20 protein-coding genes are annotated in these 18,967 nt (G+C 65.7%); 9 read left to right on the top strand and 11 right to left on the bottom strand.

Annotated features, from left to right (window positions below; all coding sequences use genetic code 11):
* Positions 1-19: 19 nt before the first annotated feature.
* Positions 20-697 carry a DUF2848 domain-containing protein gene (locus R2669_RS10785; RefSeq protein WP_316900051.1) on the bottom strand — a complete coding sequence of 226 codons (678 nt, stop codon included), beginning with the start codon at positions 695-697 and terminating at the stop codon, positions 20-22.
* Positions 698-743: 46 nt separating this feature from the next.
* Entirely contained in the window at positions 744-1,460 is a 717-nt protein-coding gene (locus R2669_RS10780) for a GntR family transcriptional regulator (RefSeq protein WP_316873883.1), read from the bottom strand.
* Positions 1,461-1,636: 176 nt separating this feature from the next.
* Between R2669_RS10780 and R2669_RS10775 the strand changes: the two genes are divergently transcribed.
* From R2669_RS10775 to R2669_RS10765, 3 genes are all read left to right on the top strand, one after another.
* The gene (locus R2669_RS10775; RefSeq protein WP_316900049.1) at positions 1,637-2,902 is read left to right on the top strand and encodes a flavin-dependent oxidoreductase; all 1,266 of its coding nucleotides are present in this window, start codon (positions 1,637-1,639) and stop codon (positions 2,900-2,902) included.
* A gap of 41 nt (positions 2,903-2,943) precedes the next feature.
* Positions 2,944-4,077 (top strand): ABC transporter substrate-binding protein, encoded by a 1,134-nt coding sequence (locus tag R2669_RS10770; RefSeq protein WP_316900047.1) that lies wholly within the window; start codon positions 2,944-2,946, stop codon positions 4,075-4,077.
* 73 nt (positions 4,078-4,150) lie between these two features.
* Positions 4,151-4,666: a MarR family winged helix-turn-helix transcriptional regulator gene (locus R2669_RS10765; RefSeq protein ID WP_147216426.1), complete on the top strand. Its 516-nt coding sequence runs from the start codon at positions 4,151-4,153 to the stop codon at positions 4,664-4,666.
* A 74-nt stretch (positions 4,667-4,740) separates the two neighbouring features.
* On the opposite strand, the gene R2669_RS10760 is transcribed toward R2669_RS10765, so the two are convergent.
* Positions 4,741-5,082 (bottom strand): hypothetical protein, encoded by a 342-nt coding sequence (locus R2669_RS10760; protein WP_316888451.1) that lies wholly within the window; start codon positions 5,080-5,082, stop codon positions 4,741-4,743.
* A gap of 343 nt (positions 5,083-5,425) precedes the next feature.
* On the opposite strand from R2669_RS10760, the gene R2669_RS10755 reads away from it, so the two are divergent.
* Positions 5,426-6,640 (top strand): cyclic di-GMP phosphodiesterase, encoded by a 1,215-nt coding sequence (locus R2669_RS10755; RefSeq protein ID WP_316873889.1) that lies wholly within the window; start codon positions 5,426-5,428, stop codon positions 6,638-6,640.
* A gap of 25 nt (positions 6,641-6,665) precedes the next feature.
* Here R2669_RS10755 and R2669_RS10750 read toward each other — a convergent pair whose 3' ends face one another.
* Positions 6,666-6,827 (bottom strand): hypothetical protein, encoded by a 162-nt coding sequence (locus R2669_RS10750; protein ID WP_186829318.1) that lies wholly within the window; start codon positions 6,825-6,827, stop codon positions 6,666-6,668.
* Between the two features lie 230 nt (positions 6,828-7,057).
* Here R2669_RS10750 and R2669_RS10745 point away from each other — a divergent pair, with 230 nt between their 5' ends.
* The 3 genes from R2669_RS10745 (at position 7,058) to R2669_RS10735 (ending at position 10,837) form a co-directional block, all read left to right on the top strand.
* Positions 7,058-8,044, top strand: a complete 987-nt coding sequence (locus R2669_RS10745; RefSeq protein WP_316888450.1) for a DUF6685 family protein — start codon at positions 7,058-7,060, stop codon at positions 8,042-8,044.
* A gap of 145 nt (positions 8,045-8,189) precedes the next feature.
* Entirely contained in the window at positions 8,190-8,567 is a 378-nt protein-coding gene (locus R2669_RS10740; protein ID WP_316900045.1) for a hypothetical protein, read from the top strand.
* An 86-nt stretch (positions 8,568-8,653) separates the two neighbouring features.
* Positions 8,654-10,837 carry a TonB-dependent receptor gene (locus R2669_RS10735; RefSeq protein WP_316900043.1) on the top strand — a complete coding sequence of 728 codons (2,184 nt, stop codon included), beginning with the start codon at positions 8,654-8,656 and terminating at the stop codon, positions 10,835-10,837.
* A gap of 54 nt (positions 10,838-10,891) precedes the next feature.
* Here the strand turns inward: R2669_RS10735 and R2669_RS10730 are convergent, their stop codons facing one another.
* Together R2669_RS10730 and R2669_RS10725 are read right to left on the bottom strand one after the other, a co-directional pair.
* A complete protein-coding gene (locus R2669_RS10730; RefSeq protein WP_316900041.1) occupies positions 10,892-11,524 on the bottom strand; it encodes a hypothetical protein in 633 nt (210 codons plus the stop codon).
* Between the two features lie 135 nt (positions 11,525-11,659).
* A complete protein-coding gene (locus R2669_RS10725) occupies positions 11,660-12,247 on the bottom strand; it encodes a hypothetical protein (RefSeq protein ID WP_316888444.1) in 588 nt (195 codons plus the stop codon).
* Here R2669_RS10725 and R2669_RS10720 point away from each other — a divergent pair.
* Positions 12,246-12,704 carry a hypothetical protein gene (locus R2669_RS10720; RefSeq protein ID WP_316900040.1) on the top strand — a complete coding sequence of 153 codons (459 nt, stop codon included), beginning with the start codon at positions 12,246-12,248 and terminating at the stop codon, positions 12,702-12,704. The two genes, R2669_RS10725 and R2669_RS10720, sit on opposite strands and share 2 nt — an antisense overlap.
* Positions 12,705-12,917: 213 nt before the next feature.
* Here R2669_RS10720 and R2669_RS10715 read toward each other — a convergent pair whose 3' ends face one another.
* Positions 12,918-13,259, bottom strand: coding sequence for a hypothetical protein (locus tag R2669_RS10715; RefSeq protein WP_316900038.1), 342 nt, complete (start codon positions 13,257-13,259; stop codon positions 12,918-12,920).
* Positions 13,260-13,476: 217 nt separating this feature from the next.
* On the opposite strand from R2669_RS10715, the gene R2669_RS10710 reads away from it, so the two are divergent.
* Positions 13,477-14,940 (top strand): aminotransferase-like domain-containing protein, encoded by a 1,464-nt coding sequence (locus R2669_RS10710; protein ID WP_316900036.1) that lies wholly within the window; start codon positions 13,477-13,479, stop codon positions 14,938-14,940.
* 9 nt (positions 14,941-14,949) lie between these two features.
* On the opposite strand, the gene R2669_RS10705 is transcribed toward R2669_RS10710, so the two are convergent.
* Genes R2669_RS10705 through R2669_RS10690 form a run of 4 tightly spaced genes read right to left on the bottom strand, consistent with a single transcriptional unit; the run spans position 14,950 to position 18,798 of the window.
* Positions 14,950-15,618: a PqiC family protein gene (locus tag R2669_RS10705; protein ID WP_316900034.1), complete on the bottom strand. Its 669-nt coding sequence runs from the start codon at positions 15,616-15,618 to the stop codon at positions 14,950-14,952.
* Positions 15,615-17,258 carry a PqiB family protein gene (locus tag R2669_RS10700; protein ID WP_316888439.1) on the bottom strand — a complete coding sequence of 548 codons (1,644 nt, stop codon included), beginning with the start codon at positions 17,256-17,258 and terminating at the stop codon, positions 15,615-15,617. The genes R2669_RS10705 and R2669_RS10700 overlap by 4 nt, the downstream gene beginning before the upstream one ends.
* Positions 17,255-17,992, bottom strand: coding sequence for a paraquat-inducible protein A (locus R2669_RS10695; RefSeq protein WP_316900032.1), 738 nt, complete (start codon positions 17,990-17,992; stop codon positions 17,255-17,257). The genes R2669_RS10700 and R2669_RS10695 overlap by 4 nt, the downstream gene beginning before the upstream one ends.
* Positions 17,989-18,798 carry a paraquat-inducible protein A gene (locus R2669_RS10690; protein ID WP_316874284.1) on the bottom strand — a complete coding sequence of 270 codons (810 nt, stop codon included), beginning with the start codon at positions 18,796-18,798 and terminating at the stop codon, positions 17,989-17,991. The genes R2669_RS10695 and R2669_RS10690 overlap by 4 nt, the downstream gene beginning before the upstream one ends.
* Positions 18,799-18,967: the final 169 nt, after the last annotated feature.

Genomic DNA, 18,967 nt, shown 5'->3' with positions numbered 1-18,967 from the left:
CTCCGTGAGGTGGGGCGCTTCAGCCTTCAACAGGCAGCGTGTCGACAGCATAGCGATGGCGCAACTCGGTGCCCGACACCGGGTCGATCAGGGCCATGTCGAAGGCCTCGCCAAAACCGAGTTCGCCGATGATGGGCTGCGTGCCGCAGAACATAGCGGTGCCGAGGGGCAGCGTGTCGTTGCCGGTGTAGCGGCGGATAAGGTCGCGCGGGTCGAGCATGCGCGTGACGCCGCCTTCCTGGTACAGCGCGGTCTGGCCGTCGCGGGTGCGCCAGGTTTTCATCTGCAGGCTGTCCCAATGGTCGGCCAGCGCTTCAAAGCGCCACACGTCGCGGCTGACGGGCTTGGCGCACATCTGCTTGGAGACCGTCACACCATAGGCTTCGACCTTGCGGTCGGTGTGGTCGGAACCAATGCCGACCAGCAGGCCCATCGGCGTGGAATACAGCACGAACTCGGCTTCGCCCGACGAATCGGCGCCGGGAATCTCAACGGTGGCGTCGGTCGTCAGCAGCGAAGCCGACACGCGGTAGAAGCACGGCACGCGCGCCGGACGCGCCACGCCGATCGCTTCAAGCTCGGCGATGTGGTGTTCAACGGCTTCGGCATCGCGGCCGGTCCAGCCGGCAATGACAAGGTGGTCCACGGTCACGTCGATGGGGCCGTGGCCGATCAGGTTCAGGTGCAGCGTGGTCATGCGGAATCCGGAAGAAGCGGGAAAAACGAACGGGGGGAAATCGGGATCAGAGCGTTCGGATGATCGTGCGGCGGAACTCGTCGATGTGCTCGCGAATCGCTTCGCGCGCAGCGGGCACGTCGCGGCGCTCCAGCGCATCGAGCACGGCGAGGTGCTCGTCGTACACGTTCTGCAGGTGTTGCGGCTCCGACAGCGAGAGGAACCAGAAGCGCGCCTGCTTCTCGTGCAGGCCGCGGAGCAATTCGGCCAGCACGCGGTTGCGCGAGGCGGCGGAAATGGCGAGGTGGAACTTGAGGTCGAGCGCGGCCAGCGCGGCAATGTCGCGGTGCTCGATCAGCGCGGGCGATGCATCGACGATGGCGCGCATGGCCTCGAAATCCGCCGGATGGGCACGCTCGGCGGCCAGCGTCACGCACAGGATCTCGTTGGTGGCGCGCACCTCGATCATGTCGAGCACGTCGTTGAGCGACAGCGGCGTCACCAGCACGCCCTTGCGCGGCAGGATCTGCACCAGCCCTTCCACCTCCAGACGATGCAGCGCCTGGTGGATCGGCGTGCGGCCCAATCCCAGAATCGTGCCGAGCTGCGCTTCGTTGAGCGGCTCGCCGGGGCGGAACTCGCACGCCATGATGCGGCGCTTGATCTCGTTGTAGGCGAGTTCACGCATGGCGGCGCCTTTGGGCGCATGCGCTGCGGGCTCAACGGCAAACGGTGCGGGCGCGGGTTTGGCGGTGCCGGAAACCAGCTTGATGGGACGCGACATGGGAGCGGCCTCGAATCTCGTAAAAGTCGAGTGATGGTATTGTGATATCTCACAGAGCGTCAAGCGGTCAACGCGCCGCATTCAGCCGCCTTCGTCTAGGTATTTGCCCTGATATGTCCCCGGCGGGATGGCGTCGCGATTCGTTATAGACTGCAACAAATTTCAGGGAGACAGCCATGAAGATCGCCATCATCGGGGCGGGCATCGGCGGCCTGACGCTCGCGTTGATGGCCGAGCGCCAAGGCTTTGAGGTCGAAGTGTGGGAGGCCGTGCAGACGCTGCGGCCGCTGGGCGTGGGCATCAATCTGCTGCCGCACGCTGCGCGCCAGTTGTGCGAACTCGGCCTGGAAGACACGCTGAGCGCGCTGGCGATTCGGACGTCCGCGCTGGCTTACTACAACCGTTTCGGCCAGCCGATCTGGCACGAGCCGCGCGGGTTGGCCGCCGGGTACGACTGGCCGCAGTTCTCGATCCATCGCGGCGAATTCCAGATGGCCCTGGCCGATGCCGTGATTGAACGGCTCGGCGCGGATTGCATCCGCCTGGGTCACAGCTTTGAGGCGGTCCAATCGACGGGCGAGAAGGGCGGCCCCGTGCGCTTCACGCTGCGCGATCGCACCAACGACACGGTTGTCGAATCCTCGGCGGACGTGCTGATCGGCGCCGATGGCATCCACTCTGCCGTGCGCCGGCACTTTTACCCGACGGGCGATGCACCGCGCTTTGCGGGCCGCATGCTGTGGCGCGCCGTCACCGAGGCCGCGCCGTATCTCGATGGCCGAACCATGTTCATGGCCGGCCATCAGGACCAGAAGTTCGTCGCCTATCCGATCTCCGAAACGCTGCGCCAGCAGGGCCGCTCGCGCATCAACTGGATTGCCGAGCTGCGCGTGCCCGACGAGGCGCCGCCGCGCAGCGACTGGAACCGCGAGGTCGACCGCGCGATCTTCCGCAGCGCCTTCGCCGACTGGAAATGGGACTGGATCGACATTCCCGCCTTGATCGACGGCGCCCAGGCCGTGTACGAATTCCCGCTCGTTGACAAAGATCCGCTGCCGCGCTGGACCTTCGGCCGCGTCACGCTGTTGGGCGATGCGGCACACCCGATGTATCCGATCGGCTCGAACGGAAGCGCCCAGGCGATTCTCGATGCGCGCGCATTGGTCGATTGCCTGCTCGCCACGCGCGACACCGGCGTTGTCCTGCGCGAGTACGAGGCCGATCGCCTGCCGCGCACCGCGGGCATCGTGCTGCGCAACCGCCTGAACGGGCCGGAGCAGGTCATGCAGCTCGCGCATGAACGCGCGCCCCAAGGCTTCTCGCGCATCGACGATGTCATCCCGCGCTCCGAGCTGGAAGGGATTGCGATGCGCTATAAAAAACTGGCCGGCTTCGATCCGCAATCGCTGCGCGATCAGCCGCCCATGCCGGGCCGCGCCTGAAACACCCGTACGTTCAAACGCCAGAAAAAAAGAGGGGACCCATGACCATCCGCCGCACCATCTGCGCCGCTGCTGCGCTGTTGCTTGCCACCGCCGCCCACGCCGACATCGTCGTTGGCGTGAGCCTCTCGACGACAGGGCCGTCAGCGTCGCTCGGCATCACGCAGAAGAATTCGCTGGCGTTCTATCCCGACACCATCGCCGGAGAAAAGCTGCGCCTCGTGGTCGTGGATGACGCCTCCGACCCGAGCACCGGCACGCGCCTGGCACGCAAGCTGGTGACGGAAGACCACGTCGACATCATCGTCGGTTCATCGGCGGTGGCACCGTCGATTGCGATTGCCGAAGTCGCCACCGAGTCGCACACGCCGCAACTGGCGCTGGCGCCGGTGGAGCTGAAGCCGGGCAAGGGCGATTGGACCTACCGGCTTGCGCAGCCCATCTCGCTGATGGCCGAGGCGATTGCCAAGCGCATGGCGGCGTCCGGCGTCAAGAACGTGGGCTTCATCGGCTTCTCGGATGCGTACGGCGAGAGCTGGCTGAAGGACTTCACTGCTGCCGCCACGCCGCGCGGCATCAAGATCGTCGACGTGGAGCGCTACGCCCGCGCAGACACCAGCGTGACGGGGCAGGTCGCCAAGCTGGTCAGCATCAAGCCCGATGCGATCCTGGTGGCCGGTGCGGGCACGGGCGCCGCGCTGCCGCACACCGCATTGCGCGATCGCGGTTACACGGGGCCGATCTACCAGACGCACGGCGCGGCGACGAAAGACCTGATCCGCATCGGCGGCAAGACGGTCGACGGGGCCATCCTTCCGGCCGGCCCGGTGATCGTGGCCGAGCAATTGCCCGACAGCCACCCGAGCAAAAAGACCGCGCTTGAATACGTGACGCGCTATGAGAAAGCCAACGGCCCCGACACGCGCACGCAGTTCGGTGCCCACACGTGGGATGCGCTGCAGGTGCTCCAGCGAATCGTGCCGGTGGCGCTCAAGAAGGCCAAGCCCGGCACGCCGGATTTCCGCCAGGCGCTGAAGAACGCGCTGGAATCGGAGCGCGACATCGTCGTTTCGCATGGCGTCCTCAACTACACGGCCACGGATCATTTCGGCTTTGACGCGCGCGGGCGCGTGCTGCTGACCATCGACCACGGCAAGTGGAAATTGTTGAACTGAAACGCGCGCGGGTGCGTGGCCGGCGGGCGCATCGGCGACGATAATCGAGGGGTCTTTCACCATCGACACCGCCATGCCGCGCACGCCCAAAGCTGACGACCTGTATCCCGCCGTGGCCCCCTCGGGCCACTTCAACCCGCATCTGGCGGACGTCGAGTATGGCGCGCTTGACGGCCTCGTCGGCTATGCGGTGCGCCGCGCGCAGCTGCACATCTACGAAGATTTCGTGCGCTCGCTGCAGACGTGGAACATCACGCCGCCGCGCTTCTCGGCCATGACCGTGATCGCGCACAACCCGAACCTGAAGCTGACGGAGCTGGCGAACATCCTGGGCGTGGCGCGCTCGGGAGCGGTGCTGCTGGTCGATACGCTCGAAGACATGGGCATGGTGGAACGCCAGCCGTCGCCCAAGGACAAGCGCGCGTTCCGGCTCGTGCTGACCGCCAAGGGCGCGACCACCCTGGACGACATCACCCGGGCCGTCACCGCGCACGATGCCCGCGTGACAGCGCATCTTTCCAAGGATGAGCGGCAGACGCTGCTGGCGCTGCTCAACAAGCTGGCATCGGGGCCGGATTCCGCTTCGTGACCTGCAGCGTGCGTGCGCAAATGACAAGCGGCCCGACATTGGGCCGCTTTGCTTTGGTGCAGGCTGCGCGCGCTTCAGCGCTTGTTCGCGTCGATGGCCTTCTGCCAGAGGTCTTTGTCCGGCGGATACAGCGAGTCGAAATACTCGCGCAGCGCGCAGATTTCCTGGACGATCTCGAACGGAAAGCCCTGGCGGCCACCGCGTTCGTCAATCTGCAGGCTGTTCAGGTAGCGCCGGCAGCCGATGAAATCGGCCCACTTGGCGGCGATCGTGTTGATGATGCGCGGAAACTTCCGGCCGAGTTCGATCGGCCGTACCTCGTCGGGCAGGGATGCGAGCCACCGGATGGCGTCGCGGTTGAGCGCGAAGTCATCGGCGTTCTGCTGCTTACGTTGAGAGGTGGGATCTTGAGTCATATCGGATGCGCATCCTTGAAGTCTAGTGTACCCCTCCCGCGCCGGGCTGCCAGCCCGACAGGCGAGGGTCTTGACGCATCACCTGTTTGATTCGACCGCCGCCACAGCCGGTGTCCCGCCGGTTGCTTGCCAAGGCCGGGATATGCCGCGCGCCGCCCAATCCACATTCGCCTCAAGTTTTGCCCAGGCTTGCCGATAAGCCAAGCGCGGTTTGGCGCGCTGACGGACCAGAGCATCCACCGGCGTAAAACGCCTAGACTGCGATACACGAGCCAGTGTCGGCTGGCACGCCGCTCCCCTAATTCAATCAAAAAACCGGACGTTGAGCCGAGGTAGGCAGGGTATGAAGCGAATCGATGCGAGCCAATTGCGTGTCGGCATGTTTGTGATGAAGCTGGGGGGGTCCTGGCTCAAGCATCCGTTCTGGCGTGCGCAATTCCAGTTGTCGCACCAGGGCCAGATCGACGACATCCGCCGCGCGGGTATCACCGAAATCTGGATCGACCCTGAGCGCGGCGAAGACGTCATGTCGGAAACGCTGATGCCCGCTCCGGCCCCGGCGCCCGCGCCCGAGCCGCTTACGCGCGAGACGCTGGCAGCGCGGCCGCCGATCACGCCCACGTCGCTCAAGGAAGAGTGGAAGCACGCCCAGCAGCTGATGCAGAACGGCAAGGCGACGCTTGGCCACATGTTTTCCGAAGCGCGCATGGGCCGCGCGCTGGAAACCGAAAAGGCGCTGCTGCTGGTGGACGACGTGTCGAATTCCCTGGCACGCAACTCGTACGCGCTGATTGCCCTGGCGCGGCTGAAGAACAAGGACGATTACACCTACCTGCATTCGTTTGCGGTTTGCGCGCTGATGGTGGCGCTGGCCAAGACGCTGGGCCTGCCCGAAGAGGAGATTCGCGAATGCGGGCTGGGCGGGCTGGTGCACGACATCGGCAAATCGGCCATGCCGCGCACGCTGCTCGACAAGAGCACCGCGCTCACCAAGGACGAACTGGCGCTGCTGCAGACCCACGCCGTGGGCGGCCATCACCTGCTGCAGGGTACCGGGCAGTTCAGCGAGATTGCGCGCGAGATCTGCCTGCACCATCACGAGCGCATCGACGGCAGCGGTTACCCCGACGCGCTGAAGGCCGACGGCATCAGCCTGTGGGCCAAGATGGGCGCCATCTGCGACGTGTACGACACGCTCACGTCGAGCAGCCCGTATCACCATGCGTGGTCTCCGGCGCAGGCGCTGAAATACATGATGGCGCGCACCGATACGCAGTTCGACCGCACCGTTTTCCAGGCCTTCACGCGCAGCGTGGGCATCTACCCGGTCGGCACGCTGGTCAAGCTGCGGACCAACCGCTTGGGCGTCGTGGTGCACCAGAACGAGGCGTCTGCGCTCAAGCCGGATGTGGTTGTTTTCTATTCGGGCAACACCAAGACGCGCGTGCGCCCCGAGCGCATCAGCCTGAGCAAGTCAGATGATTCCATCGTGACCGTGGAAGACGCCACCACCTGGGGTTTGTCGGACGAGGAAGTGTCCGACATGTGCCTGGTCTGAGGCGGCGGCCCAGCGCCAGACGGCGTCAGAAGTCTTCCACGGGCGGCTCTTTCTGCTCCGCCGGATTTGGACGGGTGTCGCGTGGCACCAGCGGCTCGCCGGGCTTGCGCTTGGCGGGCTGTGGCTGCGCTTTCGGGCTTTCGGGCTGCGTCGTATCGGTGTCGGAACGGCCTGGCTGGGTGGGCATCGCGGTCTCCTGATCGGCGGATGCCTCTCTTCCAGCATGTCGCGGGCCTGACAAGTCCCCACGTTTCATGTGTATTTTTCTTAACACGGACTTCAACAAACTTCATGGCACACCCCTCTAAAGTGGGGTACGTTTGAGTCGTTGGTTTTTACATTGCTGAACAATCGCCACACATTCAGAGCGACGTCGGCAGTCCGCCAAACAAACGATTCAGTCTTCCGGGGGGTGACATGAACGTTTCCAACCTGCTGCATGCGGCGTCGAACTGGGTCGTCCAGTCGCGCGCCTTCAATGTCACGCAATCGGTCGCGCACCATCGCACGCCCACCGATGCGCTGTCGCACTGGAAACTCGATATCTGGCACAAGAGCGTGCCGTTCCTGCTCGAGGGCGGCCTTGCCGAACCCGCGCACCAGCTGTTTCCCAAGCATCTTGCGCATGCCGACTGGGTGGACGAGCTGCACCACCATCTCAGCCAGTTGGTGGGCGTGCGCCGCGAGCACTGCAAGATCGATATCCGCGCGGTGACAGGGCTGGCGCAGTCGCCGTGCTCGGTGCATTCGTTTCCGAGCATGCTGGTGTTTGCGCATCAGCACTGCCGCCGTATTCCGCACAGCACGGACGCCGACTTTGCCGCCAACCGGCGCCACGTGTTCCGCTACGCAGATCAGGCCAATGTGTTTCGCGCCTACGACTTTGCCGGCGGTGAACTCTTCTACATGAACGAATGGGGCGCGCACCATTTCGCCGCATTGGCGTTGCAGGCGCGTACGCAGAACCGTGAACTGCTGGTCGATGCAGAAGTGCGTCATGCGCGTTCTGCGCTGGGGCTGCGCCGTCTGCTTGACGGCTTCTACGTGATTGGCGCCCGGCGGCAAGGACAGCAGCGCTACGGCACGCGTTTGTCGGAAGCGCTGGCCAGCCACCAGGTGCCGCATCGCTGGATGCACGGCCGCCGCGAGGCCGAAGGCTTCGAGCTGTGCTTCCTGCCCAAGTCCGATCGCTTTGCCAACTGCGTGGGCGAACAGCTCGTGCGCGACGGCTGGTTCGACTATGGCGCCTGGCTCGCCAGCCTGCACGATGCCACCGAGGTGGGCGCCCCCGCGCAACGCGCTGAGGCCGCCCGCAAGACGCGCTCCAACTGGAAACGCGTGCCGGTGCCGACTCTGGGCGTGCCGACGGGTCTCATGCCGGGCTTTGCGCACACGCGTTTGTAATACTGCGGCGCTACGCTCGCGGGTTGTTCTGCCCCTCCACCTGACGGATTGCTGAATCAGGCGGCTGGTGTCAGAATTCGCAACTTAGTTGCATTGGGGCGCACAATGTCGGGTGATATTGTGCGCCGGCACCTAGCGCCCGACTTTGCGTTCCTTCCGCTCCTCCTCCCTCCATCTGCGTTGGCTGGCTTGCCTGCTGGCCGTGTTCCTGCTGTTTGGTCAGCAGGGCGCGCTGCGGCATGCGCTCTCGCATTGGAGTGAATTCAGCGAAGCGACCGGCGTCGAGTTCAATGCCGCCACCACGGCCAAGCCGACCAGTGCCGAGCGCAGTCAGCCCGCGCAGGAGCACGCCGCGTGCTTGCAGTGCGCGGCCTATGCCGCGCTGGCGGCGGCCTTGCCGATGCTGGTGGCGCTGCGCCTGGCGCATACGCGGCGCTGGCACTTTCCGCGCATCGGCTTTCATGCGGGCGCGCCGGTCTTTCCGGTGGCCGTGTGTTCGCGCGATCCTCCATTCCGCCTTTGATTCCCGCCTTGCCCGTCGGCGCGCGCTTGTGTTGACGCATGCGCGAGCCGCTGTTTAACGCATCCGCTCGATTCAAAGGTTTTTTCATGATTCCGTTCCAGCCCCGCAAGCTGGTGATGGCGCTTGCCGCCGTCCTGCCGTCCGTCGCCTCGGTTTCCGCCCTGGCTCAGGAGGCCACACCGCCGGCCGCTACGCCTTCCACGCCCACTACGACGGCACCCGCCACCAACGTGCGCGACCTCAGCGAAACCCGCGTCACGGCCAAGCGCCTGGACGCCGCACGCAATGCGCTGTCACCGGACACTGGCAGCTCCGTCTACAAGTTCGACACCGATGACATCGCCCGCCTGCCGCTGGGCGATGCGACGCCGCTGAACCAGGTGCTGCTGCAGGCCCCGGGCGTGGTGCAGGATTCCTACGGGCAACTGCACGTGCGCGGAGACCACTCGAACCTGCAATACCGCATCAATGGCGTGATCGTTCCCGAGCCGATCAGCGGCTTCGGGCAGATGCTGGATACGCGCTTCGCCAACCAGATCAACGTGCTGACCGGCGCACTGCCCGCGCAATACGGCTACCGCACAGCCGGGATTGTCGACATCACCACCAAGGGTGCGTCTGCCGACGAGGACGGCGAGCCGAAGGCCTTTGGCGGCGAGATCGGCACGGTGCTGGGCAGCAATGCCACGCACGAGGTCAATGCGCAGATCCAGGGCACGAAAGACCGCTTCAGCTATTACCTGTCGGGCGTGTTCCTGGAAAACAACCTCGGCATTGAGAACCCGACGGGCAACCGCAACGCCACGCACGACCACACCATGCAAAACAAGTCGTTCGGCATGCTGTCGTACCTGCTCGACAACGACAGCCGCGTGAGCTTCATGTTCGGCACGTCGAACGGCCGGTTCCAGATTCCGACGCGTCCGGGCCTGACGCCGCAATTCACGCTCGATGGCGCGGTGCCGCCGGCGTCGGAAGCGCTCAACGCCAATCAGCGTGAGAAGACTGACTTCCAGATCCTGACGTATCAGCAGAAGGTGTCGCCCAAGCTCGACTACCAGGTGTCGGTGTTCCGCCGCGCAAGCCGCATCGATTACATGCCCGATCCGATCGGCGATCTGGTCTACAACGGCGTGGCCGCCGACATCACGCGCCGCAACGAGGCCTACGGCCTGCAGGGCGATGCGAGCTACAAGCTGACCGACAAGCACACGCTGCGTGCCGGCGTGTTCGTCCAGCGCGAGCGCTATGTGGCCAACAACACCGCCAGCGTGTTTGCCGCCGACGACTCCGGCGCCCAGACCAGCACCACGCCGTTCACCATCGTCGACAACCACAGCGGCAGCGGCACGACCCTGGGCGTCTACCTGCAGGACGAGTGGAAGCCCACCGACAAGCTCACCGTCAACTACGGCGCACGCTACGACCGCGTCAACACCGTCGTCAGCGAGCAGCAACTGAGCCCGCGCCTGGGCCTGACGTACGACCTGACGCCGCGCACCCGCCTGCATGCCGGCTACGCGCGCTACTTCACGCCGCCGCCCACGGAGAAGTTCGACACCACGTCGGTGCAGGCCTTTGCCGGCACGACCAACGCGTTGCCGTCGGACGCCAACACGGCCGTCAAGTCGGAGCGTTCGAACTACTTTGACCTGGGGATTTCGCACCAGCTCACACCGCACCTGACGTTGGGTCTGGACGCGTATTACCGCGACGTGCGCCATCTGCAGGACGAAGGTCAGTTCGGCAACGCGCTGCTGTACTCGGCGTTCAACTACGAGCGTGGCCGCATCTACGGCCTGGAAGGCAGCGCGAACTATCGCAACGGCAACTTCGGGGCGTATCTGAACCTGGCCGTGTCGCGCGCGCAGGGCAAGGGCATCGAGACCGGCCAGTTCAACTTCGGCGCCGACGAGCTGGCCTATATCAACAACCATTGGGTCAACCTCGATCACGACCAGCGCCTGACCGCGTCGGCAGGCGTGTCGTACCGGTATTGGGGCACAACGTATACGAGCGACGTGCTGTTCGGAACGGGCCTGCGCAACGGCTTTGCCAACACGGAGCACCTGCCGGCCTACTGGCAGATGAACGTGGGCGCGGCGCGCGACTTCAACCTGCCTACGCTGGGCAAGTTCAAGACGCGCCTGACCGTGCTGAACATCTTCGATCGCAGCTACCAGCTGCGTGATGGCACGGGCATTGGCGTGGGAGCGCCGCAGTTTGCGCCGCGCCGTACGTTCCTGTTGTCGGTCAGCAAGCCGTTCTAAGCAAATCGGGCCAGCACATGTGGCTGGCCCGATGTCCCATCCATCAAATCGTCTTCACATGGGCGGGACCATTCCGTCCTTGCCGACCAGCACGCGTTGTGCGACCAGCGTGCCCTGCGCATCCGCGCGCACGAACATGACGACGTGCGCGCCGGCTTTCAGGTCATCGCGCCGACCCGGCTCGAAGGTGACGATCGGTACTTGCGGCGGCACCACGATGCGCTGCTCCCCATCCTTGTATTTGACCGACAGCGTGCGGCCCTGCGCGCCGGTGACGGCACCTGCCTGTTCGACGGTGCCGTTCGTCATGCTGCTGTTCGGCCCCATGTCGTAGGGGCGGTGGCCGTCGCCGGTGCCGCGCATGGCTTCCGGAAATACGTGGACTTCCAGTGCGCGCAGCGTGCCATCCGGCTGCTTGACCGCCGCCGTGCCGATATAGCTGCCGGCGCGAATGGCTGACGGCTCGATCGGCGCAACTTGCGTGACGTTGAGGTCGACCGGCAGCGTCACGGTGGCCTTGTTGCCGGACGTGTCGGTCACGTCGACCGCGGTGCTGTGTACCGCGTTGATGGTGGCCCGCACGCGCGTGGGCGCAGCGGTACTTTGCGCAGAGGCAGCCAGAGGAAAGAGCGCTGCGGCGACAGTGACAACTGCGGCGGTACGGGCAGAAAGGCGTAGTCGGATCATGGGGTAGGGGCGTGAAGTTCGCTCGACAAAAGGGGCGGCGGGCCTGCGCGGTTCACGGGTGCGTGATGCGCGGCCCGCCACCAGTCTAGACGGGAGCACGCTTGCGTGCAGACGCCGTCCTGATCTCGACGATGCCTAGCTCCGATGCTGGCCTGGCACGCGCTTGCCCTTGTACGTCGGGCGGCTGCGGCGCATGTTGTCGGACCAATCCGTGCCGCCACCCGTTGGCGAGTGCACCGGCACGTCACGGCTGCCGGGCTGCGGATCGATCGGCGCTTCGTCCAGGTCGACGGCGTCCGGCGCGTCGGCATCGTCGTTTTCACCGGCCAGGCCCGTGGCGTGTTCGAAGTTCTCATCGTCGATGGGCGTGTCGACGTCGGGGTCGTGTATGTCGTGGACAGCGTCGGGCATCAGGTCGCCGCCTTCGCGTACGACAGGTTCGTGCCCCGCTGCGCGGCGCTCGCCCGTGCCGGTCGAATCGGTGTCGCTGTCGAGGTTGACGTCGCCGAGGTCCGCGCCCGCTGTGCGGTTGGCGGCGTTGCCGTGCGGGTGGACCGCGGGATCGTCGTCAAAGCGGTCTTCAACGTCGCTGCCCAGGCCCGGGCCGCCGACCACGTCGCTGCCCGAGTCCGAACTGTCGGAGGGGCCGAGTGCATCGGTGCCGTGCCCCTTGCCGGTTTGTGCGGGTGCTTCGCCGGTGCGATACAGGTTGCTCGTTGCCATGTGGATTCTCCATGCGTGCTTGTGCGCCAAGGCGCGACACAGTGAATGCAGCAAGGCAGATACCTGCGCGCGCGCAGCAGTTTGCGGCACGCTCGTTGCGACCCTCTTCGACGCGGGCGAGCTGCCCGTAACCGAAACCAGGAGGCTGACGATGAAGCAACACGCACAGCAACCGCACAAGCCCGCTGCACAGGCGAGAGAAAAGGCGGGGGAACGAAAGGGCGAAAGCAAGAAGAGCGAGGACAACGCGCAAGCCCAGCAAGAGCGCAGCGGCACCCGCGAGCGCGCTGAATCGGACCGCGCCGAGCGCACTTCCATGCAGTACGGCACCGACCAGTCCGCAAAGCGCCCGATGCCGGTGCCGGCCGAGGATGGCCGTTCCGCTGCACAAGAGGGGCAAATGCCGCAAAACCAGCAGCGCCTGGGGCAGCACCAGAACAGCCGGAAACAGCCATGAGCGGCACCCATTCACCGCGTGATAACGACAAAGCCAAGGCGCCTTCGGGCGACGCCGCCCGGCCCGTTGCGCCAGCCATCCCCAGTGAAAGCGGCGTAGGCGAGGAAGACCCGGGCGACTTCGAGAACGCTTCAATTCGCCCGGACGACGGGAAGCCGCCCGGCGCCCCGCACCGAAAGCCTAGCGAGCGAGGCTGACAGCTCCGGCGTGGATTCAGCCGTGAGATGTCTGGCGCGGCTGAATCCAATGTGCCAGCCACCGCCACATTCCCAGCCACGGACGGCGGTGCGTGCGAAGCGGCGGCACGACGATGCGCAAGTGCGCGTCGATGCCGGCATCGGCATGCAGGCGCCACCACCCCGAGGTTTCCACCACATGCGCGTGGCCTGCGCCGAGCGTATAGCGCACCACGGCACCCCAACGCGACGGTGGCTCAAGGCGCAAGGTCCCTTCCAGTGCCACGAGCGTGGTTCTGGCGCCCAGCCAATGCAGGCCTGTCTGGCCAGAGCCCAGCGCCAACCATTCGGGTTCGGAAGTAGGTGTCGTCGCAGTCATGTCGATCTCCTGAACATGGCTCCAGCGTAGGCACCTCACGCCCGCCCCAACAGACACAGAGCGACGCAACATGAGCCGCAACACCGCTGCGTTCGTGACAATCTGTTGCGGTACAGTTTGACGTTGTCTGTATCTGTTGCGGTCGCGGTCTTGCCGGCATGATGTGCTGGACACGTTTCCTTGCCGCTTGTTGCCGCCCCCGCCGCCCCTCGCCGCCATGTCCGTCACCGAGTTGACTCCACCGCCCGCGCAGCCGCTGTATCGGACGCTTGCCGATCATTACCTCGGCGCGATCCGCAGCGGGGTGTTGGCGCCTGGGGAGCGCATGCCGTCAGTGCGCACGTTAATGCGCACGCACGCCGTCAGCCTGTCGACCGCGCTGCAGGTATGTCGGCATCTGGAGACGGAAGGCTGGCTCGAAGCGCGCGAGCGTTCCGGCTACTTTGTTCGCCAGCCCCGCCGCGCCTTGCTGGCGCCCGTCAAGGAACCCGAAGTGTCGACGCCGGATCCCGCCGCCTACGTGGGCGTGCACGCGCGCGTGTCGGCCATCGTGGCGCGCGGGCAGCAAGCCACTGTGCATGTCGATCTGTCCGGCGCAAGCGGGGCGGCTGCGTTGTATCCGGCAGCGGCGCTCAATCGGATCGCATCGCAGGTGTTGCGGCGGTATCCGTTGCTGCTGACGCAGGCCGTCATCCCGAACGGTCATCCTGAATTGCAGACCGCCGTGGCGCGCCGTGCGCTGGACATGGGCGTGCAGGTTGCACCGGACGATGTGATCGTCACCCACGGTTGTATCGAGGCGGTCAACTTGGCATTGCGCGCCGTGGCCCAGCCGGGCGATACGGTGGCCGTGGAATCACCGACTTACTACGGGCTGCTGCAGGTGCTGGAGAGCCTCGGCATGCGCGCGGTGGAAATTCCTACAAGCCCGCGCACCGGCATGTCGCTTGAAGCGCTCGAGATGGCGGTGCAGGCCTACGGCAACATCCGCGCGGTGGTGGTCGTGCCGAATCTGCAGAACCCGCTCGGCAGCATCATGCCGGACGCCGCCAAGCGTCGCATGGCCGCCTTTTGTGACGCCAACCGCATCGCGCTCATTGAAGACGATACCTACAGCGCCCTGGGCGACAGTCCCACGCCGCTCAAGGCGCTCAAGGCATGGGACCGCACGGGCAACGTCATCTATTGCGCGTCGTTGAGCAAGGTGCTGGCACCCGGCCTGCGCCTGGGCTGGATGGCCGCCGGCCGCTGGCAGGGGCGGGTGCAGATGCTGAAGTTTGCCCAGTCGCGGCCGAACGATTCGTGGTCGCAGGTGCTGGCGGGGCGCTTTATCGCGTCCGGCGCGTACGACCGTCACCTGCGCACGCTGCGCCAGACGTTGCGCGAACAACGCGAGCGCATGGCCGAATCGATCGCCGGGTGTTTCCCCGCCGGCACGCGGTTGTCGGTGCCGTCAGGCGGATTGGCGATGTGGGTGGAGTTGCCCACGAACGTGTCGTCGATGGAGCTGTTCGATGCGGCGCTGGCACAGGGCATCCGGATTGCGCCAGGGACGATGTTCTCGAACCTGAACCGCTTCGATCATTTCTTCCGCATCTGCTTCGGGCTGGCGCCTTCGGCCAATCTTGAAGCGGCGCTGGCCACGCTCGGTCGGCTCACGCAGGAACTGGCCGAGCGCTGACGCATCAGCTTACCGGCACCACGCCGGCACAGCGGAAGGTGTTTCCAGACCTTGCACGCTCTGCGCAATCTGTTGCGACCACTGCTGTACGAGGCGTTGCGTGGACGACACCACCGCGTTCACGCCAGCCTCTGAATCCGTACCCGCGGCTTGCCCATTGACGGGCAGGGCCAGCGTCGTCTGACAGGTCAGGGCTGCGGGCGCCGCCCCTTGGTTTGCCGCGTCGCGCGATACGCGCCACGTCACCAGCGCCGTCACGCCTTGTCCGGGCCGCGCGTCATAGCTGCGCATCTCGGCACCGATCCGGTAGAGCGGCACGCCCGCCGGGGCCGCTGCACTCCCCACGTCCACCGCAGACAGCGTCGTCGCGAGGTTCGCAGACAGCGCATCGCGCAGTTCCGAACCGAACGGCGCGGCCCAGCGCTGCTGTTCAAGCGCCACCACTTCGCTATCGGACGTACGCAAAACGATCTGCGGCTTGTCCAGACGGTCGGGCACCCGCACGCCCGAGAGGCGGAAGGCGCGTTGGAAGCGGCCGGTGTCCGTGATTTCGGGGCGCACCGACAGCGTATGCAACGTCGGCTCGGGCGAAGCGCAAGCCGCAAGCAGCAGAGCAACGGCAGCGGCGCTCGCCAGGCGAAGAGAGGAAGACAACATCGTCGTTTGCATCGGCATCATTGCGCGTCCTTTGCCTTGCCGCGGATCAGCGCTTCCGGGTGGCGGTCCAGATAGTCGGTCAGCACGCGCACGGACGCGGCGGCCTTGGCGACCTGTTCCAGCGTGTCGCGCGCATTGCGTTGCAGCGGGGCATCGTCAGAGAAGACCTGGCGTGCAGAATCCAGCGTGCGGCGCGCCTCGGCCAGCGTTTCCTTCATCTGCGGAGCCAGATCGCTGTTGACGGTCTTGGCCAGTTGCTCGGTCTGCTTGAGCGTGGCGTCGAGCGTGGTCAGCGTGCGGTGGACGTCCTGCCCGATCTGTTCGAACGGCACCTTGTTGAGCTTCTTGGCGATGCCGGCAATCTGCGCTTCGATGTCGTCGGTCGGGTTGTCGGCGGTCGGGAAGACGTACGCACCGTCACGATCTCGCATGCCAAAGCGCGGCGGGGTCTTGTCGCGGTCCGCTGCGTCGATGAAGTCGAGGTTCACGAACTGCTGGCCCGTCAGCAGGCTTGCGCTCTTCAGCTGCGCGCGCATGCCGTTCTTCACCAGCACGTCGAACTGCGTGCGGACGTCTTCGGCGGCGTGCTGCGGATTGTCGTCGCGGATGTCCATGCCGAAGCGCGTGGGGTACAGCGTGGCCGTCACGGGCAGCACGAACTCGTGGCGCTTCTTGCTGTAGTGGATGCCGATCGATTTGATCTCGCCCACGTTGATGCCCTTGAACTCCACCGGCGCCCCCACGTTGAGCCCGCGCAGGGAGCGGTGGAAGTACATCACCACGGTCTGCGACAGGTGTTCCGGATCCTTCAGCGCTGCAGTTTCGTTGCGCACGAGCTGGAACTGCGCATCGGAGGCAGCCGGTTCGTGATCGGCTTCTTCGGGCGTCTGGAACGCAATGCCGCCGAGCGCCACGGTCAGCAGCGATTGCGTATCGACCTTCAGCCCATTGGCGTCGAGCTTGAGGTCGATGCCGCTGGCGTTCCAGAACCGCGTGCCGCGTGCCACAAATTTGTCGAACGGCGCGTTGACGAAGATGTGCAACGTCACGCCCTTGCCGTCGGCGTCGATGTCGTAGGCCGTCACTTGGCCCACGCGCACGCGGCGGAAATACACCGGCGCACCGATGTCGAGCGAGCCCAGGTCGGGTGCGTGCAGCGTGAATTGTTTGCCGGGCGCATCGGCCGAGATGGCCGGGGGCGTGTCGAGGCCCTTGAAGGTCGATTTCTTCTCCTGCGAACGGCCGCCGTCCACGCCGATATAGGCACCGGAGAGCAGCGTGCCGAGCCCCGAAATGCTGCCGGCGGCCACGCGCGGGCGCACCACCCAGAAGCGTGTGTCCGATGCGGCAAACGCCTTGCCGTCATGCGTGAGTTCGATCAGCACCACGGCGCCGGAGCGGTCGTCGGTCAGCCCCACCGCCTTGACCACGCCGATATCGACGCTCTTGTATTTGACGCGCGTCTTGCCTGCCTCGATGCCCTCGGCTGAGCTGAACGTGACGGTGACCTGCGCGCCGCGCGCCAGGATCACGCGCGCCATGAGCGTGGCGCCCACCAACAGCGCCACGATCGGCACCAGCCAGATCAGCGAGGGCAGCCAGCGCTTGCGCTTCGTGCGGCGCGGCCCGGGAATGTTTTCGTTATCGACGGGGGCAGTCATACATCGGTCTCTTCGGGATCGGGCTCGTCGATGACGTCCCAGATCAGGCGGGGATCAAAACAGCGGGCGGCGAACATGGTCAGCACCACCACGGCGGCAAACGGGCCGACACCAGGGCCGGGCTTGATGATGGCGAGCGTCGACAGGTGCACAAGACCTGCGAGCAGCGTCACCACAAACACGTCGAGCATCGACCACCTGCCGATGATCTCGACCAGCGCATACAGGCGCGTGCGCAATCGCGGGTTCCAGTGCCAGCGTTGCTGCACCGAAAGGCACAGCACCGCCAGGATGCCGAGCTTGGCCAGCGGCACCAGGAAGCTTGCGATGAACACGATGATGGCCAGGTGCCACGAGCCCGACGTCCACAGGTAGACGATCCCGCTCATGATGGTGTCCTGCTGCGTGCCCAGGAGGGTGTCGGTAATCATCACGGGCAGCAGGTTGGCCGGCAGGTACATGGCGGCCGCCGCAATCAGCAGCGCCCAGCAGCGCGCTAGGCTGTCGGGCTTGCGCACGTGCAAGGGCGTCATGCAGCGCGGGCAGACCGGTGCTGCGGTGGCTTCATCAGGCGCGTCTGCGTGGGTGAGCACCGCTTGCGTGGCGGCCTCTGATTTGGGCATGCGTGCCAGCAGGCCGCAGCGCTCGCATGTCACCAGGCCGTGCGCGGCGGCGCGCAGCGGGCGGGCCTGTTGCGCCGGCTGTGCAGAGGCAGGCGTGGTGGCGCTGTTCACGGGCGGTCCTCGCCGGGGCGGGCGGCGGCATCCACGCCGGTGGGCGCGTCGACTTGCGAGCCCGGCGGCAGCGTCAGTCCGATCTCGCGCCAGAACGGTCGCAGGTCGATCGACAACGCCACCGTCAGGAACACGGTGAGCGCGGCAAACGCCCACAAGCCCGCATCGGCTTCCAGCGACACCATGCGCGCGACTTTGATGAGCGCCACCACCACGCCCAGCATGAAGATCTCGACCATCGCCCACGGGCGAATCAACGCCGCCGCGCGGAGCACCAGCGCTGCGGCCGGATGCTGCCGCCCGCGCCATCGCGCGATGAGCAGCGGCGCCAGCACCGACATGTACATCAGCGGGAAAAACACCGTGGTGAGCGCCACCAGCACGGCAGCGAACAGCATGTCGTAGTCATACAGCGCCACGATGGCACCCCACAGCGTGGTGGCGTGCCGGTTGCCGCCGCCGTTCATCTCGGCAATCGGAAAGATGTTGGCGACGATGTAGACGATGAGGCCCGTCAACACCAGCGGCAGCAGCACCGAGAGCCGCTCGCTCTGGTTGCGGTACAGCTTGACGCCGCAGCGCGTGCAGTGCGCCTCTTCATCCAGCGCAATGACTTCGTGGCGATGCAGGGTGTCGCAATGCTCGCAGGCGATCCAGGCATCCGGATCGCCCGGCAGCGGCTGGGCGACCGGGGCAGCCTTGGCGTCGAGGTGGTCACCCGCTGCGCGCCATGACCGGGGCAGCGGGAAGGGCAATTTCACGTTAACAGCTCCATCGTGGCTGAGGGCGCGGCGGGGCGCCGACAGTCGGGCAGGCGATTATACATACAGGGTTGAATGTATAGCTGAGTGCCGCCTTCCGCATTTTGACGCACGGTCACAAGCAAATATCCCGCCAATCAGCGCGCTCGACGATGGCGCCGGGTGATGGCGGAACGGCCCTTGCTGAGTTGGAGGGGCACATCCTCAACCTCAA

This window comes from Ralstonia edaphi, from assembly GCF_958350185.1.
In the GTDB taxonomy this organism is placed as follows: Bacteria; Pseudomonadota; Gammaproteobacteria; order Burkholderiales; family Burkholderiaceae; genus Ralstonia; species Ralstonia edaphi.
This window is presented reverse-complemented; position numbering and strand designations above follow the sequence as displayed.

What these genes read in the sequence shown, in the direction of transcription:
- R2669_RS10725 (WP_316888444.1), bottom strand. Translation starts at nt 12,247, where the DNA reads ATGGCAACGAGCAACCTGTATCGCACCGGCGAAGCACCCGCACAAACC.
- R2669_RS10700 (WP_316888439.1), bottom strand. Translation starts at nt 17,258, where the DNA reads ATGACTGCCCCCGTCGATAACGAAAACATTCCCGGGCCGCGCCGCACG.
- R2669_RS10780 (WP_316873883.1), bottom strand. Translation starts at nt 1,460, where the DNA reads ATGTCGCGTCCCATCAAGCTGGTTTCCGGCACCGCCAAACCCGCGCCC.
- R2669_RS10720 (WP_316900040.1), top strand. Translation starts at nt 12,246, where the DNA reads ATGTGGATTCTCCATGCGTGCTTGTGCGCCAAGGCGCGACACAGTGAA.
- R2669_RS10750 (WP_186829318.1), bottom strand. Translation starts at nt 6,827, where the DNA reads ATGCCCACCCAGCCAGGCCGTTCCGACACCGATACGACGCAGCCCGAA.
- R2669_RS10730 (WP_316900041.1), bottom strand. Translation starts at nt 11,524, where the DNA reads ATGATCCGACTACGCCTTTCTGCCCGTACCGCCGCAGTTGTCACTGTC.
- R2669_RS10765 (WP_147216426.1), top strand. Translation starts at nt 4,151, where the DNA reads ATGCCGCGCACGCCCAAAGCTGACGACCTGTATCCCGCCGTGGCCCCC.
- R2669_RS10770 (WP_316900047.1), top strand. Translation starts at nt 2,944, where the DNA reads ATGACCATCCGCCGCACCATCTGCGCCGCTGCTGCGCTGTTGCTTGCC.
- R2669_RS10745 (WP_316888450.1), top strand. Translation starts at nt 7,058, where the DNA reads ATGAACGTTTCCAACCTGCTGCATGCGGCGTCGAACTGGGTCGTCCAG.
- R2669_RS10760 (WP_316888451.1), bottom strand. Translation starts at nt 5,082, where the DNA reads ATGACTCAAGATCCCACCTCTCAACGTAAGCAGCAGAACGCCGATGAC.
- R2669_RS10755 (WP_316873889.1), top strand. Translation starts at nt 5,426, where the DNA reads ATGAAGCGAATCGATGCGAGCCAATTGCGTGTCGGCATGTTTGTGATG.
- R2669_RS10715 (WP_316900038.1), bottom strand. Translation starts at nt 13,259, where the DNA reads ATGACTGCGACGACACCTACTTCCGAACCCGAATGGTTGGCGCTGGGC.
- R2669_RS10785 (WP_316900051.1), bottom strand. Translation starts at nt 697, where the DNA reads ATGACCACGCTGCACCTGAACCTGATCGGCCACGGCCCCATCGACGTG.
- R2669_RS10775 (WP_316900049.1), top strand. Translation starts at nt 1,637, where the DNA reads ATGAAGATCGCCATCATCGGGGCGGGCATCGGCGGCCTGACGCTCGCG.
- R2669_RS10705 (WP_316900034.1), bottom strand. Translation starts at nt 15,618, where the DNA reads ATGATGCCGATGCAAACGACGATGTTGTCTTCCTCTCTTCGCCTGGCG.
- R2669_RS10710 (WP_316900036.1), top strand. Translation starts at nt 13,477, where the DNA reads ATGTCCGTCACCGAGTTGACTCCACCGCCCGCGCAGCCGCTGTATCGG.
- R2669_RS10735 (WP_316900043.1), top strand. Translation starts at nt 8,654, where the DNA reads ATGATTCCGTTCCAGCCCCGCAAGCTGGTGATGGCGCTTGCCGCCGTC.